16 protein-coding genes are annotated in these 15117 nt (G+C 38.8%); 7 read left to right on the top strand and 9 right to left on the bottom strand.

The features are described from left to right. Positions 1 to 16: 16 nt before the first annotated feature. The 4 genes from MKY76_RS11005 to MKY76_RS10990 all read right to left on the bottom strand — a co-directional run bounded on the left by MKY76_RS11005 (position 17) and on the right by MKY76_RS10990 (position 2572). Positions 17 to 223: a hypothetical protein gene (locus MKY76_RS11005; protein WP_036080672.1), complete on the bottom strand. Its 207-nt coding sequence runs from the start codon at positions 221 to 223 to the stop codon at positions 17 to 19. A 45-nt stretch (positions 224 to 268) separates the two neighbouring features. Beyond that, positions 269 to 454 carry a hypothetical protein gene (locus MKY76_RS11000; protein WP_048394492.1) on the bottom strand — a complete coding sequence of 62 codons (186 nt, stop codon included), beginning with the start codon at positions 452 to 454 and terminating at the stop codon, positions 269 to 271. Between the two features lie 184 nt (positions 455 to 638). Beyond that, the gene (locus MKY76_RS10995; RefSeq protein WP_342557839.1) at positions 639 to 1616 is read right to left on the bottom strand and encodes a thymidylate synthase; all 978 of its coding nucleotides are present in this window, start codon (positions 1614 to 1616) and stop codon (positions 639 to 641) included. Between the two features lie 47 nt (positions 1617 to 1663). After that, on the bottom strand, positions 1664 to 2572 hold the full coding sequence (locus tag MKY76_RS10990; RefSeq protein ID WP_342557838.1) for a hypothetical protein: 909 nt from the start codon (positions 2570 to 2572) through the stop codon (positions 1664 to 1666). A 190-nt stretch (positions 2573 to 2762) separates the two neighbouring features. On the opposite strand from MKY76_RS10990, the gene MKY76_RS10985 reads away from it, so the two are divergent. From MKY76_RS10985 to MKY76_RS10975, 3 genes are all read left to right on the top strand, one after another. Then, a complete protein-coding gene (locus MKY76_RS10985) occupies positions 2763 to 4955 on the top strand; it encodes an ATP-binding protein (RefSeq protein WP_342557837.1) in 2193 nt (730 codons plus the stop codon). Beyond that, complete coding sequence (locus MKY76_RS10980; protein WP_048394499.1) at positions 4930 to 5556, top strand: response regulator transcription factor; 627 nt, start codon at positions 4930 to 4932, stop codon at positions 5554 to 5556. The genes MKY76_RS10985 and MKY76_RS10980 overlap by 26 nt, the downstream gene beginning before the upstream one ends. Before the next feature lie 229 nt (positions 5557 to 5785). Continuing rightward, positions 5786 to 5986: a cold-shock protein gene (locus tag MKY76_RS10975; protein ID WP_004230248.1), complete on the top strand. Its 201-nt coding sequence runs from the start codon at positions 5786 to 5788 to the stop codon at positions 5984 to 5986. Between the two features lie 130 nt (positions 5987 to 6116). Here the strand turns inward: MKY76_RS10975 and MKY76_RS10970 are convergent, their stop codons facing one another. Continuing rightward, positions 6117 to 7415, bottom strand: a complete 1299-nt coding sequence (locus MKY76_RS10970; protein ID WP_048394501.1) for a hypothetical protein — start codon at positions 7413 to 7415, stop codon at positions 6117 to 6119. Positions 7416 to 7565: 150 nt separating this feature from the next. Between MKY76_RS10970 and MKY76_RS10965 the strand changes: the two genes are divergently transcribed. Continuing rightward, positions 7566 to 9095, top strand: coding sequence for an AbgT family transporter (locus MKY76_RS10965; RefSeq protein ID WP_016993914.1), 1530 nt, complete (start codon positions 7566 to 7568; stop codon positions 9093 to 9095). A gap of 13 nt (positions 9096 to 9108) precedes the next feature. Then, a complete protein-coding gene (locus tag MKY76_RS10960; RefSeq protein ID WP_342557836.1) occupies positions 9109 to 10299 on the top strand; it encodes an amidohydrolase in 1191 nt (396 codons plus the stop codon). A gap of 250 nt (positions 10300 to 10549) precedes the next feature. Here the strand turns inward: MKY76_RS10960 and ccsB are convergent, their stop codons facing one another. Beyond that, positions 10550 to 11719 carry a c-type cytochrome biogenesis protein CcsB gene (gene ccsB, locus MKY76_RS10955; RefSeq protein WP_131520323.1) on the bottom strand — a complete coding sequence of 390 codons (1170 nt, stop codon included), beginning with the start codon at positions 11717 to 11719 and terminating at the stop codon, positions 10550 to 10552. A gap of 342 nt (positions 11720 to 12061) precedes the next feature. Here ccsB and MKY76_RS10950 point away from each other — a divergent pair, with 342 nt between their 5' ends. Further along, positions 12062 to 12799: a class I SAM-dependent methyltransferase gene (locus MKY76_RS10950; RefSeq protein WP_342557835.1), complete on the top strand. Its 738-nt coding sequence runs from the start codon at positions 12062 to 12064 to the stop codon at positions 12797 to 12799. 14 nt (positions 12800 to 12813) lie between these two features. Here MKY76_RS10950 and MKY76_RS10945 read toward each other — a convergent pair whose 3' ends face one another. From MKY76_RS10945 to MKY76_RS10935, 3 genes are read right to left on the bottom strand one after another with little or no spacing between them, the layout of a single operon-like run. After that, positions 12814 to 13248, bottom strand: a complete 435-nt coding sequence (locus MKY76_RS10945) for a GNAT family N-acetyltransferase (protein ID WP_054549263.1) — start codon at positions 13246 to 13248, stop codon at positions 12814 to 12816. Continuing rightward, positions 13245 to 13733 carry a GNAT family protein gene (locus tag MKY76_RS10940; protein ID WP_328024716.1) on the bottom strand — a complete coding sequence of 163 codons (489 nt, stop codon included), beginning with the start codon at positions 13731 to 13733 and terminating at the stop codon, positions 13245 to 13247. Before MKY76_RS10940 ends, MKY76_RS10945 begins: the two co-directional genes overlap by 4 nt. Further along, positions 13730 to 14317, bottom strand: coding sequence for an SMI1/KNR4 family protein (locus MKY76_RS10935; RefSeq protein WP_048394514.1), 588 nt, complete (start codon positions 14315 to 14317; stop codon positions 13730 to 13732). The genes MKY76_RS10940 and MKY76_RS10935 overlap by 4 nt, the downstream gene beginning before the upstream one ends. Positions 14318 to 14518: 201 nt before the next feature. Between MKY76_RS10935 and MKY76_RS10930 the strand changes: the two genes are divergently transcribed. Continuing rightward, positions 14519 to 15070 (top strand): GNAT family protein, encoded by a 552-nt coding sequence (locus MKY76_RS10930; RefSeq protein ID WP_048394516.1) that lies wholly within the window; start codon positions 14519 to 14521, stop codon positions 15068 to 15070. Positions 15071 to 15117 lie beyond the last annotated feature (47 nt).

The raw sequence follows: 15117 nt of genomic DNA, 5'->3' as shown, positions 1-15117 counted from the left end.
GTTGCTAATGTATCGCTTATATTTTTTTTACGTAAATGACTAATTCCTGTCGTATTTGACCGTTGTCCTCATAAAAATCTAAATTATGAAATTCATATTTAAAGTGACCTACAGGAAATGTCACACTTTCTCCTTGCGCTGCTGCCAAAATGCCTGCTACATCTTGTGACACCATATGTAGCAGCTCTTCCCCAGAATAAGAATCGATAAAAATAACGTTCATAAAAAAACACCTCCATAGCCATTATAGCTTAGGAGGCGCTTACATTTATAGTGTATCTTTATAACCTTTCAAACGAATCTCTTCGATGATTTGCATCATTTCTTGAATTTGCTGCTGCGACAATTCGATCTTGTTACAAGAATATGCATGTTGCACAGAACCCATGCTTTGTTCTGGCTCGCTTTGCTGTCGATCATATTCATCTACTAGAAGTACCATTGTATTTTTCACAACTATCACCCCTACAATATAATGGACTATTCCCATTATACCAAATAATGCTAATTATACCATAATAACTATAATTAATTTCTTTTCATCCAGTCATCCAACTACTTGCCTATTTCGTAAAACAAATAGTTAGACCTAGATCTTAGTTTGAAAAAAACAGCAACCCAAATGGCTGCTGTTAGCATTATACGGCAATTGGTGCTTTAATCGCAGGATGTGGATCATATCCTTCAATCGATAAATCCTCAAGCTCTATATCAAAGATGGATGCTTTATTTGGATTGATGTGCAATGTTGGTAGGTTTCTTGGCTCACGTGATAGCTGCTCTTTCACTTGCTCCACATGGTTTGCATAAATATGTGCATCCCCAATGCTATGAATAAATTCGCCAACCTCTAGGCCACACTCATGTGCAATCAAATGTGTTAATAAGGCGTAAGACGCAATATTGAATGGACAGCCTAATAATGTATCAAGGCTTCTTTGCATTAACTGGCAGCTTAATTTACCATTTGCTACATAAAATTGGAACATCACATGGCACGGTGGTAATGCAGCTTTACTGCCCTTTGCGCCCGCATTAATGACATCCTCAGGATTCCATGCATTGACAATGATACGGCGTGAATCAGGTTGATGCTTAATCTGATGAATGACATCCTGTAGCTGATCAAGGCTATCGCCATCAGAGGTTGTCCAATGGCGCCATTGTTTGCCATAGACATTTCCGAGATCTCCATATTGCTGTGCAAAGTCATCATCTGTTAAGACACGTTCACAAAATGAGGCAAGTTCTTTTTGATACAATGTGTTAAATGACTCGTCTACTAAACAGCGTCGACCAAAATCTGTCATATCAGGACCTTTATACTCATCAGATTCCACCCATTTTTTAAATGCCCATTCATCCCAGATGTGGTTATTATGCTGCAATAGGTAACGGATATTGGTATCTCCTTTAATGAACCATAATAATTCACTTGCTACAAGCTTAAAGGGCACACGCTTTGTCGTTAGAAGAGGAAAACCTTTGCTTAAATCAAAACGCATTTGATACCCAAAGACACTGTATGTACCTGTCCCCGTTCGATCTTCTTTCTTTGTGCCATTTTCTAATATATGTTGTAGTAAATTTAAGTACGCGAATTCTGGATGCGTCATTTTTCTTCAACAGCTCCTTCAAGTTTGCTGTTGATCATTATACCATTTCACAACGAATTATTGTTGAGCTCCCTTGAAATTTCACTCTCTGTTGTGACGAAAAAAGTGGGCAGCAGGATGATATTTAATAAAACAGGTCCAACAATCACTAATAAATCAATGCCAGGACTAAAGTATAATCCAAATGCTGTAATCAGACCCGATAATACAAGGAACACGATTTGTGCGACAATGATCAAAATCGGCACCAATTGATACAGGTAATTGAGTTTACGGAACTGATGCATATTGTCTGGGTTTTTAATGATTTTCCTTTTTAACCGTCTGGATAAAATAAGACAAGCAAGCAGTTGGATAGCCATAAAGCAAAAATAAATGACACTGTATAACAGCAACTGACTTTTTTGAATGGTGCCATCAAAATGGCCCACTCTTTGGTTTAATAACTCTTGGACTGCTCCCTCATAGACATATTCACGTTCACTTAAAAAAGTAAAGGGCTCCATAAAGCCAAGCGCTGTCCAATCCTTTGTATTGACAGTCCACTTGGATAATTTACTTGCTAAAATACGCAATTGAATAGGATCTTGCTCGCCAAACATCCCTACTAGATGACGATAGGGAATGGCTACTTTTAGCTGACCATCCTGCTTTTCTTGAAATAAATCCTGAATATAAAAGGTATAGGCAACATCGGATTTATTGGCCTCATAACGAGTCTCACCAATTTTCCAATGATTAGCTAAGGAAGCTTGAATGCCATTTTTCATTTCTGTATAGGGCATATCCTTATGTAAATGCTTCGGAATCTTATAGACAAAATGATGATCACTACCTATGAGACCAATTTCTACCTCGACTTTATCCTGATTCACCGTTTTGGCCTTCGTGGTCAATGGAATGGTGATCATAGCGATGAGAAAAAAAAGTAAAAGTGTTAAATTGCCTTTTTTCACGCAGAAGTCCCCCTATTCGTCACTAATGATTAAATTTACCCTATCATAGCCATGTCCGAAAACACTATTTCGTTATTCCGAAAAAACAATAGTGGTTTTCCGAAACTCGTTATTTCGGTATTCCAAATTTATCAATAATTAGCGATAATATATAGGAGATTATGATCATAAGCAAATTAGAGGTTTAACAATGAAAAAATGTACTTATTGTATTTTTCTTACATACTTAATACTCGGTATTTATGTGTTAGGTATTACCATCAAAACACCCTTTGTGAGTCTCACTCTCGATACGACAAAAGGTCAGCCTGTTTTTGTGGATAGCTATTACCCTCTATGGGCAGAGCAAAAAAATATTGAAAAAGGGGATATTATTGTGGCTATCGATGGGCAGCCAGCCATGGAGAATCGCTACGTTCAACAGCAAATGATCGTTAGAAGCGCCAATGCATTAACGATCCAAAAGGCTGATAAGAGTATTCAAACCATTGCTGTCAAACATCGAGACATGCCAGAAGAATTATATTTGCAAATTTTGTTCCCTATCTTTTATTTTTTCCTAGCTTTTGGTGTCGCACTTTATGTTTGGCGACGCAATCAAAATAATCTTTCAACGTTTTTATTGATCCTATTTTTATTAACTTGTTCGACCGCCTATATCAGTACTGGCGCATCAGCTAGAGGAAATATGATTGGGATGTTTGTCATTAGTAGCTGTATTATTTTATGCATGGTTCTCTTTATTCACTTTTTACAACACTTTTTCAAATACCTACAAATTAAGTGGACCTACCCTCACAGCAAATGGCTGTACTTAGTAATACTGTTCATCCCTGGCTTTTATCTAATGGAGGAAATTGAGCCATCATTACGTGAGTTCACACCTATATTGAACCTAAGTTTATTTGCTGTCCTGGTAGTCTATGCAATTTTTATTTTAGTAACGAGTTATTTACGTACTAAATTGGCCAAAATTCGTTTAATTGCGCTTGCCTTTATCGTGCCGTTTTTACCCTTTTTATTATTCTTCGTTACACCTGAAATATTAGGACATAAGCCGATATTACACGCTGAAATCGCCGCATTGTTTTTATTATTTATTCCGTTCTCTTTTCTGTTCATTCAGGTGAACGAACGATTATTTGATATTGAATACCAATTATCACGATTACGCTATTATTCAACGCTAGCCTTTTTCAGTGCGCTTCTGTTGACAGCAGGGATTGCCCTGTTATTTATGGGGGAGCTATCCATCGTCCATGTCACAAGTATTTTTTTACTTGTCTTTATGGTGATCATTGCAAGCTTTTATATAAAAGAACGCATTGATTTTAAGTATCGAAAAATTATCTTCTCTTCTACTGGAAATTATGTACATAATTTATATGCAGCCGTTCAGCGTATGGGCAAAGCAAAAAACCAACAAGAATTATTGGATCGTTTTAAATATGAAATCACCGAGAAGCTTGGAACCACAGCGTTTCATATTCGGACAATAACAGACGATTCTCCACAGCATGTAAGCTACTATCCGCAATTACTGTTACATGATGCTGGTGAGGAAAAGATTATGTTAGAAATACGCCATGCTCTGCAAAAGGAAGAGCTACTTTGGTTAGAATTGCTTGCACTGTATGTGTCCATGTTTATCAATAACTTACAGCAAATTGAGGATTTAGTGCGTGAAATTCAGCATATAAAAAATACCAGTGATACACCGCTTCCTTGGCTCGATAAATTGCTATGGAATATTATTGAGAAGGAAAAGAGTATTTTAGCACAGGAATTACATGATACCATTTTGCAGGAGCAGCTTCATTTAGCCAGAGAGCTTGATGTCCTAGCTGGCTCCCCTACTATTCAGAAGGAGACCGTGCTAGCTATACGCGAGCAGCTATTGAATGCAACGAAGGACTTACGAGAATATTGCGAGAACTTAAGTCCCCCACTATTGGATACCTTTGGTTTACAAATGGCATTAAAAAAACTCATTCAAAAGGTAAAAATAAGGGCTGATTTTTTATTAAGCGCCCAAATTGATCGTGTAGAATTTCAGGATGTCACCCTGCATCTCGTAGTCTATCGTCTTGTTCAGGAGCTGTTAAATAATGCAATCAAGCATGCCGAAGCAACAGAGGTTTCGCTTCAATTACAAGCAATCCCTCAAGGCTTTATCCTTCGATACGATGATAATGGTATAGGCTGCGACATTGACGATTTAATACAGTCCTCTGCATCAATGGGCATTAATGGCATTCGCGAACGTGTCCGTGCTTTTAATGGTGACATTACCATTCAATCGAGCCTTAACGAGGGCATGCATATTTATATACAAATACAAGAGGACGGGGATTCATATGATGAACATACTTATTATAGATGACCATCCTGTCGTTTTAGATGGTACGAAAACATTGTTGCAGGATTTAGCCAATGTTCAAATCGAAACAGAACAGGATTGCGCAGCCGTTTTATCAAGAATGGATACAGCTACCTTTCAGTTGTTTCTCATTGATATCAATATGAAGCCAATCAACGGCATTCAACTATCAGAGATGATTAAGAAAAAACAAGCAGATGCATTGATTATTCTTTACACAGGCTACGAACTTTCCGATTATTATGAGCTATTGATTGAGAAAAAAATTGACGGTCTATTATCAAAGCTAGCGACAAAGGAGCAAGTGATCCAAACCATTCAAGCAGCCATAAGAGGTGAGATTTTACTGGCAGCCGATTTCTTAGACTTTGTACAGCAACGCACCAACCTGCCGAATGTGCAGCAGGAGGTTCTACTGAGCGATAAGGAACAGGAAATACTACAGCTCGTTGCCCAAGGTTGTACAAATAAAGCCATCGCCTCTGCAATTGGTGTCACCCAGCGCACGGTGGAGAACTATTTATCGAAGCTATTCGTCAAGCTGAATGTAGAATCGCGGGCAGAGGCTGTCATTGTTGCGAAGGAAAAAGCATGGATTAAATAATGAGGAAATAGCGTTTCTTTACTATTAGATTACAAATGTAAATTTTTCCTTACTAAAAACGGAATTTACTGGATATACAAACAATTCTGTACTATAATAAGGGTAATAATTACATTACTTCATTGCTATGATTAAAAACACGTATTCAAAAGTAATACGAGCTTTTGAATACGTTTTTTATATGTGATAGAAGCAATTGATTGTTGAATTTTTTTGGGAGGGTGTTTACATGACACAAGGTACAGTAAAATGGTTTAACGCAGAAAAAGGTTTTGGCTTCATCGCAGTTGAAGGTGGCAATGATGTATTCGTACATTTCTCAGCTATCCAATCTGATGGCTTCAAAACTTTAGAAGAGGGCCAAAAAGTTGAATTCGGCGTAGAAGAAGGCAGCCGTGGACCTCAAGCAACGAATGTAGTGAAACTATAATCTTCACTTAACATAGACGTGCATATAAAAAGAGACATTCGTAAATGGATGTCTCTTTTTCCTGTGTCAGGATTTATTCATCCTATCAACTTGCACAGGTAGCCCCACCGTATGAACCATTCCATCCTGACTAATATAAATGAATTTGATAATACTTTTTTGGGCGTCCACGCGTGGTGGACGTGTTGCTTGGTAATTCGTGTGCTAAATTTTTCTCATGGAGCTGCTTTAAAATACGGTTTGCAGAGCGTACCGTAATGCCAAGATGTGTACTGAGCAGTTCTCCACTGACGATCGTTGTCGTTAGTTTTTCCAGCATCGCTTCTATTTTTTGTAATTGTAATAAGGGAATATCATATGTCGTACTTAAATTTTTTAGATGCTGTTGTTTTTCATCGTCAAACTGTAGCATCGTTCCATATAGTAAAGGCCCGATTTCTCTTGAATTTTCAATAATGTATCCCTGTGTTTCCTTTGAAGAGCAGAGGGTTGCGGCTTTTTTAGCAAACTCCTGACTTTCAATTAGAGAGTCACCAATTCCCCACCCTATTCTGACAGGAAACGATAGCTTCTCATTTAAAAAATCAACTAAATGACAATGTGAATAACGATTCGTTGTACTTAAAAATTGCTTATACGTCGTGATAATTGCAATAAACGATGCCTCACGATGTACGATAAATGAGCTAGCATACAGTTGTTTGAAATCTAATATAGTTTTATATAAGGCAATTTGCCGATATTCTAGGTCTTCTATATTCGATTTATCGATCGGAATTAAAATATGCACTACCACTACTTTATTTTGGTTAAGCTGTCGAATTCGCAGTTGATTGAGAAAATGATCTAATGTTAATTGCATGGCATATTGAGACGGGTAAAAAGCGATAAATGGTATATTTTGATCAGCTAAGCGCTCCCGTATTTCTGCAATGCGGGTAAAGCTCAAATCAACCTTGTTTTCCTTATGCAATTGTAGATGCCATTCAGCAGCTTTATCGACAATATCGCTACTTGCGTACTCGCTCATCGTTTGGCTAAAAAGATAAGGTTTTTTTCCTATCGACCATTCATGAATGCCCAAATAGCCGTTTTCCTCATAGCAAAAGTCGATGGCAATGCGATTCATAGCAATCTTTTTCTCATAAAAAAGCTCCGTAACGGTACGGTAAAAATCACGCTCTGAAATATCAAAATAATGCATGGGTACCGTTGCTTCTTGAAAATGCGTTTGAGCATAAAAATATGGAATTTGTCCGCTAAAAAGCGCTCCATCTCCCCCTTCCAAATACTTTTCTAAAAGCTCATTCAAATGTTCAAAATCAGTATAAGCATAGTAATGAAATTCACAAAAAGAGGGTTTAATTTTTTCAAGCTGTTGAACCCATGAAAGTGAGCGTTTTGCGGTAAAAACATTAATTTTATACATACATATAGCTCCTTAATAAAAAATAAATATTGAAAATAGTCAGAAAATATGGTTTCTTTGTATAAAGGACATAGATTTTCAATGTCTTAAAATAGAGACATTGGATTCTTAAAGGTTAAGTCTAATAAAGTATAAAAGGAGATGAAATTTATGCAAGGGAATTCACAAACAATTAAGAAAAAATCTTGGATTGACAATATGTTAGATAAAATCGAGCGTGCAGGTAATAAGCTACCGGACCCTATCACGTTATTTATTATTCTAGCAGGTGTAGTACTAGTTTTATCATGGGTTTTATCCATGCTCGGTATTTCAGCAGTTCAACCTGGGACCGAAGATGTCATTCAAGTAAAAAATCTGCTAAGTCAAGAAGGACTTATCTTAATTTTAACGCAGATGGTTTCAACATTTACAGGCTTCGCTCCATTAGGGCTAGTAATCGTGACAATGATTGGTATTGGTTTAGCTGAGCAAACAGGCTTAATTTCAGCTGTCATGAAGAAAATTGTGATGTCAGCACCTACAAAATTAATTGTACCTTTTATCATTTTTACAGGTTTAGTTGGTAACTTAGCGGCTGACGCGGCATTTATCATTTTACCACCAATTGCAGCCATGATTTTTATGAGTATTGGTCGAAATCCATTAGCAGGCTTAATTATTACATATGCAGCTGTAGCTGGAGGCTTCAGTGCGAACATATTAATTAGCTCTCTAGATGTATTATTATTAGGGATTACAGAATCAGCAGCACAAATAGCAGACCCCGCGTACACTGGTCGTGCAACGATGAACTACTATTTCTTAATTGCTTCGACGTTTTTATTAGTCATTATTGGTACATGGGTTGCAAAGAAGTTTACAGAGCCTCGCTTTGGTTCTTTTCACGGTGAAATTGAAAAGCTAGAGCCATTGACAGCTTTAGAGAAGAGAGGATTAAAGTGGGCTGGAATCGTAACGCTAGTTTATATTTTAGTCATTGCTTTTACAGTCATACCGTCGAACGGTCTTTTACGAGATCCTGCCACAGGTGGCTTTTTAAACTCACCTTTCATGGCAGGCATTGTACCTATCATGTTATTCTTCTTCCTATTACCTGGGCTTGCCTATGGGATAGCAGCGAAGGAGGTTAAAAACGATAAGGAAGTTGCAGAGAAAATTTTTAAATCCATTGCAGATATGGCACCATTTATTGTATTAGCATTTGCCGCTTCACAAATGATTGCCTTTTTCAACTGGAGCAATATTGGTTCTATTTTAGCCATTAAAGGTGCAGAGCTTTTACAAGCATTGAATTTTACAGGTTTACCAATGATGATAGGATTTGTTTTAATTTGTGCCTTTGTCAACCTATTAATCGCCAGTGCTTCTGCAAAATGGGCTTTACTTGCACCAATTTTCGTACCAATGTTCTTATACTTAGGCTATTCCCCAGCGGTTACCCAGATGGCCTATCGTGTAGGGGATTCGATTACAAATCCAATTACCCCTATGTTACCGTATTTCGCGATTTTACTATCATTTGCAAAGCGCTATGATAAAAATATCGGTATAGGCACGCTTATCTCTTCTTTATTGCCGTTCTCGGTGTTTTTCGCAATCGGTTGGATTATCCTCTTCGCCATTTGGTTCCTACTAGGTTTACCGCTTGGCCCTGGAGATTATATTTACTTAAAATAAGGAGTGTTAGAGAATGACAACATTACAACAACAGTTAGCAGATTTATTAAAACATTATGAAGAAGAGACAATACAGCTTCGTCGTCATTTCCATGAAAATCCTGAGCTTTCCTTTGAGGAAGTTGAAACGCCAAAAACCATTGCTGCCTTTCATCGTGCATTAGGTCATGAGGTTCGTGAAGGTGTAGGTGGCAATGGAGTTGTGGCAAAGCTAGTTGGTGGAAAACCAGGGAAAACAGTAGCGTTACGAGCAGACTTTGATGCTTTAGCCATTACGGAAGAAACCGGCTTACCTTTCCAATCGAAAATTAAAGGGCGTATGCATGCTTGTGGCCATGATGGACACACAGCTTCCCTCTTAATCTTAGCGAAGGCGTTTAATCAAATGAAGGATGATTTAGAAGGAACAATCGTCTTTATTCATCAGCATGCTGAGGAACTTGCGCCAGGTGGAGCTATTTCGATGATTAGAGATGGCTGCTTAGAAGGTGTAGATGTTATTTTTGGGACACATTTATGGGCACCCACTGATCTTGGCAAAGTGCAAACAGCTAAAGGACCATTAATGGCTGCAGCAGATGGTATTTATATAACGATAAAAGGCAAGGGCGGCCATGGTTCAAACCCAAGTGACACCAAGGACTCCATTGTCCTTGCAGCTCAGTTTATTACAAATTTACAGCAGCTTGTGGCACGTCGCATCAACCCATTACGTCCAGCAGTAGTATCAATTGGCCATATTGAGGCATTAAATCCATTCAACGTCATTGCTGATCAAGTGTACATGAAGGGTACGGTGCGCACTTTCCACGAGGAGGAGCGTAGTTTGTTAGAGCATGAAATCGAAGAGCTTTTAAAGGCAACTTGTTATTTAACAAAAGCCGATTACAAGTATGAATATGTGCGAGGCTATCCGCCAGTTGTGAACCATGATGCAGAGACTGAGCATATAATGGCGTCCGCAGAGAAAATTGCAGATGTTGAGACTGTTGAAATAGTTGATCCCAATATGGGCGGTGAGGACTTTGCCTATTTCTTAGAGGAAATCCCCGGTGCGTTTTTCTTCACAGGGGCAAAAAACCCTGATTGGGAGGAAGTCTATCCACACCATCATCCGAAATTCGATATCGACGAGCGCTCATTACGAATTGCCGCCAACGTTTTAGGTCAAGCAACGCTAGACTACTTCGCAAAAAATAATTAATAAAAAGCATTACGAAGTGCTACATGCATTTCGTAATGCTTTTTTCGGTTGAATATTTTAATAAGAAGAAAAGGATGGCCAAAGCTAAGAGGTTCTCTCACTAGTTGGAGCAGTTACCTAACTAGTTTGAGCGCTTTCTTTTCACTTTGGAGCGATTACCTGACTAGCTTGAGCGCTCTCTCCTCACTTTAGAGCGGGCTCCTCCTCACTCAGTCAGGATTACTTAGGAGTCAAGACCCCCTACCTCTAACTAGGCATAAGAATGTAAGCCGGCAATGACTAGATTGACAAATACTTGGTTGAACACAATAATGCCGAAGCCGATGATGGCCAACCAGGCTGTTTTTTCTCCTTCCCAGCCTTTGGATAAGCGAAAATGGAGGAAGGCTGCGTAGAATAAAAAGGTAATTAATGCCCACACCTCTTTCGGGTCCCAGCCCCAATAGCGACTCCAGGCAATTTGCGCCCAAATCATGGCGAATAGCAGGCCACCTAATGCAAATAATGGGAAGCCGATAACAACTGCGCGATAGGAAATCTCATCCATTAATTGTGGCTGTACGCGGCTTGTCCATGGCTTTAATAAGGCACTCACTGATTTTCTTGTGATGAATCGAATGACACCATATAAAATAGTACCCACGATAAATGCCCAGACAATCGAGTTTAATTTCTTGGCATCTATTTTATTTGTGATTTCGACACCACCGATTGCTTCACCCTTCTCGGTGACGGCTCCTTTACTGACAATCAGGGGCATCATGGAGTAAGTGGCTTTTTCTTGCTGTCCCTGTGCATTATCGAATTGTACCTGCACCTCTTCTGTGGCAAGGCTGAAAAACGTCGATACGCCAATAAAGCCAATGACAACCACCAAACAATACAACACAAACTCAAGCCCGTATGTACTGATAGTTTTTTTGGAAACATCCAGCGTTCTTAATAAGTAAATTAAACCTGTAGCAAAGGATACAGATAAAATGGCACTAGAAAAGGCCACAGTCATGACATGAATTGTTAACCAGTGACTTTGTAATGATGGAACAAGCGGCGATACTTCCTTCGCGAAAACGCTTCCATAACCAAGGATGATTAAGGATACAGGAATCGTGAATAAGCCAACCACGATTTGCTTATATAAGAAATGGATAATTAAGTAACTTCCTGTAAGCATGATGCCAAAGAACGTCATAAATTCATACATATTACTGACAGGTGCATGGTCAACCGCCACCCATCTTACAACAAAGTACACGAGCTGTAGGGCAAAGGCTATATAAGTGAGCAATAGTCCTAGCTTACCGAATGTTTTTCTCTTTGATTTGACTGCTAGCCCTAATGGCACAATAGCAATGAGTAGTAGAATAAAGGCAATAAATAAGGCATTGCTACTAATGGATAATAAACTTTCTTGATTCAATAGAATCCCTCCAACGTCTCTTTTTCGGAATATGCTTCCAAATAGTAAGAACGTTATAGCGTGTAAGAAGTGCCATGTTTTCCCTTTAAATATTTTTATTTTTTCAAATTGTTACATTTTTATGACATGGAAATGGGGATGTGCTTGGTAGGATCAATCATTATGTAGAGGGAACGATAAAATATCCCATTAAATGGAAGATAACTGTATCAAAAAATGGTATGCCTCTATCTACATCTTACAAAAAATTGTAATAAAAGTCTATTTCTTTTTCTATCTACATGGGACAATAATGATGCGCACAAATAACATAACGTTATGTTTCATAAACTGGAGGCTTTAATGAAACAAAATATTTATGATAATCCGATATTTTTTCATCAATACAAGACATTGAGACAAAAAGCATCTAATTATAACCGTCTTTTGGAGCAGCCCACGATGAAGGCTTTACTTCCACCGTTGACAAATTTACAGGTACTCGATATTGGCTGTGGTATGGGGGATTTCGCCAAGTATTGTATCGACCATCAAGCCAAGCACGTAACCGCATTAGATGTTTCGAGCAATATGCTGTCCGTCGCTAAACAGGAGCATGCCCACTCACAAATTGACTATCAGCTACAGGCAATAGAGGATTATGAAGCTCCTTCGGCTAGCTTTGATTGTATAACCAGCTCCCTATCTCTTCATTATGTCAAAGATTTCGATGCGGTCATTGGTCAAATTGCTCACATGCTACGTCCTAACGGTGTATTTATTTTCTCTGTAGAGCATCCTATTGCTACAGCTCGTCATACAACAGATGATAATTGGGTATATGATGACAATCATCAACGTCTGCACTATGCTGTGGATCATTACCAGGAAGAAGGCTTGCGTAAGCAAACATGGTTGGTGGATGGTGTTGTCAAATATCATCGCACTATAGCGACACTGGTCAATACATTGATTACCCATGGGTTAACCATTGATAAAATCGTAGAACCAATTCCAAGCACAGCAGCCATTCAACAGCTTCCTTCTATTGAAAAGGAGCTACGCAGACCATCCTTTTTATTCATCAAAGCAAAAAAATAAACGAAAGCCTCACCCTATGTTTGTGGTGAGGCTTGTTTCATATAAATAATTTCCGGGTCTCCCTCATCCAAGTTGTCGATAAAACCGCTTTTGACAAAGCCTAGGTTATGAAAAAGCTGGTGCATACGCCTATTGGACTGATTTGTAGAGGAGAAAACCTTTGCTGTTTTAGCCATTTGGATATAAGCGGTCATTAAGGCAGATGCGATCCCCTTTCTGCGCTCGGACGGCTTGACAATGACTAAGGAAATAAAGCTATAGCCAAAAAAGTCATTGCTAAATAGCAAAAACCCCCCAATGGTATCGGCGGATTGGTATAGCAAACAGCGTTTCTCTTTGATAGCTTGCTGAATTTCTTCCGCTCTGGATGAATCTCCAATTACTTCTTGATCGATTGTACAAAGTGCTTGTAAATGCTCCATTCTTGCTTCAATTATATGATGGCTCAATTTTCAACCTCCTTCATATAGTAGCTCATCACCTTTAGCTCATTTCGAAGTCCCATCGCCTGTCTGCCTTCATCGACAAAGCCACATCGCTTATAAAGTTCTTGAGCAGCTCTATTTGGTACATTGACCCCGAGCACCAGCTCATTGATGGATGGGAAATGCTTGCGAACAAAGTCAGGCAATAATTGGAGTGCTGTCTTGGCATAGCCTTTGCCCTGCTCATAAAAATCAGTGGAAAAGGAACGGATTAATAGCGCCTGTTCGTTGGAGGAGTAAGGCGTCACCCCCTCTTTTTCATGTAAGACAAAGAACGTGACTAGCTTGTTACCGTCCATTGCTAAAATGGCATGCCGACTATTATCCTGCTTAGCAAGTGCAATGCTTTCTTTTGGAGACTTTGTATAGCGTAGCTGCTCTTCTGTTAGGGTATATTGTTCTACTAAATTTTTTGCTTTGTCCTCATAGAACATGAGCTGCATAGTCACTCGAATTCCTCCTCGTAAATAGCGGTGAATTCATAGTCTCCCTCTATAAGTTGCTGTAAATAATCCTCAAACGAAGCTGCAATCACCTCAAAGCTATCAGGATCATGGACATAACGAACCACCTGGCCAACTTGTCCCGCTTCATTTGGCGTAAAATCAATATATAGGCTTGATGTGCCCCCATTATTCATACAATCTGCAAAGCAGAGCCGTTCATTTAACGGGACATGCATATTAATCTTTTCATCTACTTCCACATACGCTAAAAATTCCTGATAGCGCTCATAAATTGTTTCACGCTTGTCATGATAATCTTTCACGATTTGCTCCACCGATTTTAAATAATACGGATAATCCCCTAAATCAGAGCCTAGCACTAAAACACAGATCGTTTCTTGCCCATGCTGACAATAATATGTACCATTGACATCCTGTAATAGCTCCACCAAAGCTTGTGGGCAGTTCGGAAATACTTCTAACAAGGCCTGAATTTGTGTCTCTGAAGCACCAAAAGCCTGTTGTAATTGTTGCTGCTCTTCTTGTGGTAAGTATTGTAATAAATTCGCAAAATATGTTGTGCGCATCTTAATCCCTCTCTCTCTTTAACTATGACATATTTTAACATAATTTCTTCCATTCTCTTAGTCCCTCATGCTACTATGGAAGTATGCACAAAAAAAGGGGTGGATTTATGAGTGTGAAAGATGCAGTAGACGTGAAAATATTACCAACAATCGTAGGGTTGTAACGCTACTTGCAGCCCTTATATAAGGGAGAATACAATAATGGAACATTATTTGAAAACATTTTTAACAGGTCAATCGATCACTTTACAACAAATGACTACTGCTGACCTAGAGGCTTTTATAGCAATCGAAAGCGAAATCACCTCTTTGCTACTTGCTAATGATGAGATTCCCTTTCCACAAACTGTAGAGGATCACACCGCTTTCTTTAACAGTATCAGCGGAAAGAAGGAGGAATACTTTTTCGGTATCTATGAAAAAGCGTCACAACAGTTAATAGGCTCCTGTGGCGTTTATGCAGTGAATTGGCAAAATAGCACTTGCTCAGTGGGCATTTCAATTGGGAAAGAGTGGCACGGCAAGGGCTATGGCACGGATGCAATGAAAACGCTTATTGATTTTATCTTCCAATATATAGCTGTTCAGAAAATCAAGCTTCAGGTTTTTAGCTTTAATCCAGCAGCTATTCGCTCCTATGAAAAATGTGGCTTCACAAAAGAAGGTATTTTACGCCAAGAAATTTTCCGCTTCGGTACATTCCATGACGTAGTTTTATTTGGCCTCTTACGCTCCGATTGGGAGAGGAATTAACAGAATAGCACAAGAGAGATACTATGATTGCTGTAGTATCTCTTTTT

The organism is Lysinibacillus sp. FSL P4-0201 (assembly GCF_038593425.1).
GTDB lineage: Bacteria > Bacillota > Bacilli > Bacillales_A > Planococcaceae > Lysinibacillus > Lysinibacillus capsici.
This window is presented reverse-complemented; position numbering and strand designations above follow the sequence as displayed.

Coding starts and splice junctions, on each gene's coding strand:
- MKY76_RS11005 (WP_036080672.1), bottom strand. CDS start 223: ATGAACGTTATTTTTATCGATTCTTATTCTGGGGAAGAGCTGCTACAT.
- MKY76_RS10995 (WP_342557839.1), bottom strand. CDS start 1,616: ATGACGCATCCAGAATTCGCGTACTTAAATTTACTACAACATATATTA.
- MKY76_RS10985 (WP_342557837.1), top strand. CDS start 2,763: ATGAAAAAATGTACTTATTGTATTTTTCTTACATACTTAATACTCGGT.
- MKY76_RS10980 (WP_048394499.1), top strand. CDS start 4,930: ATGATGAACATACTTATTATAGATGACCATCCTGTCGTTTTAGATGGT.
- MKY76_RS10975 (WP_004230248.1), top strand. CDS start 5,786: ATGACACAAGGTACAGTAAAATGGTTTAACGCAGAAAAAGGTTTTGGC.
- MKY76_RS10970 (WP_048394501.1), bottom strand. CDS start 7,415: ATGTATAAAATTAATGTTTTTACCGCAAAACGCTCACTTTCATGGGTT.
- MKY76_RS10965 (WP_016993914.1), top strand. CDS start 7,566: ATGCAAGGGAATTCACAAACAATTAAGAAAAAATCTTGGATTGACAAT.
- MKY76_RS10960 (WP_342557836.1), top strand. CDS start 9,109: ATGACAACATTACAACAACAGTTAGCAGATTTATTAAAACATTATGAA.
- MKY76_RS10950 (WP_342557835.1), top strand. CDS start 12,062: ATGAAACAAAATATTTATGATAATCCGATATTTTTTCATCAATACAAG.
- MKY76_RS10935 (WP_048394514.1), bottom strand. CDS start 14,317: ATGCGCACAACATATTTTGCGAATTTATTACAATACTTACCACAAGAA.
- MKY76_RS10930 (WP_048394516.1), top strand. CDS start 14,519: ATGGAACATTATTTGAAAACATTTTTAACAGGTCAATCGATCACTTTA.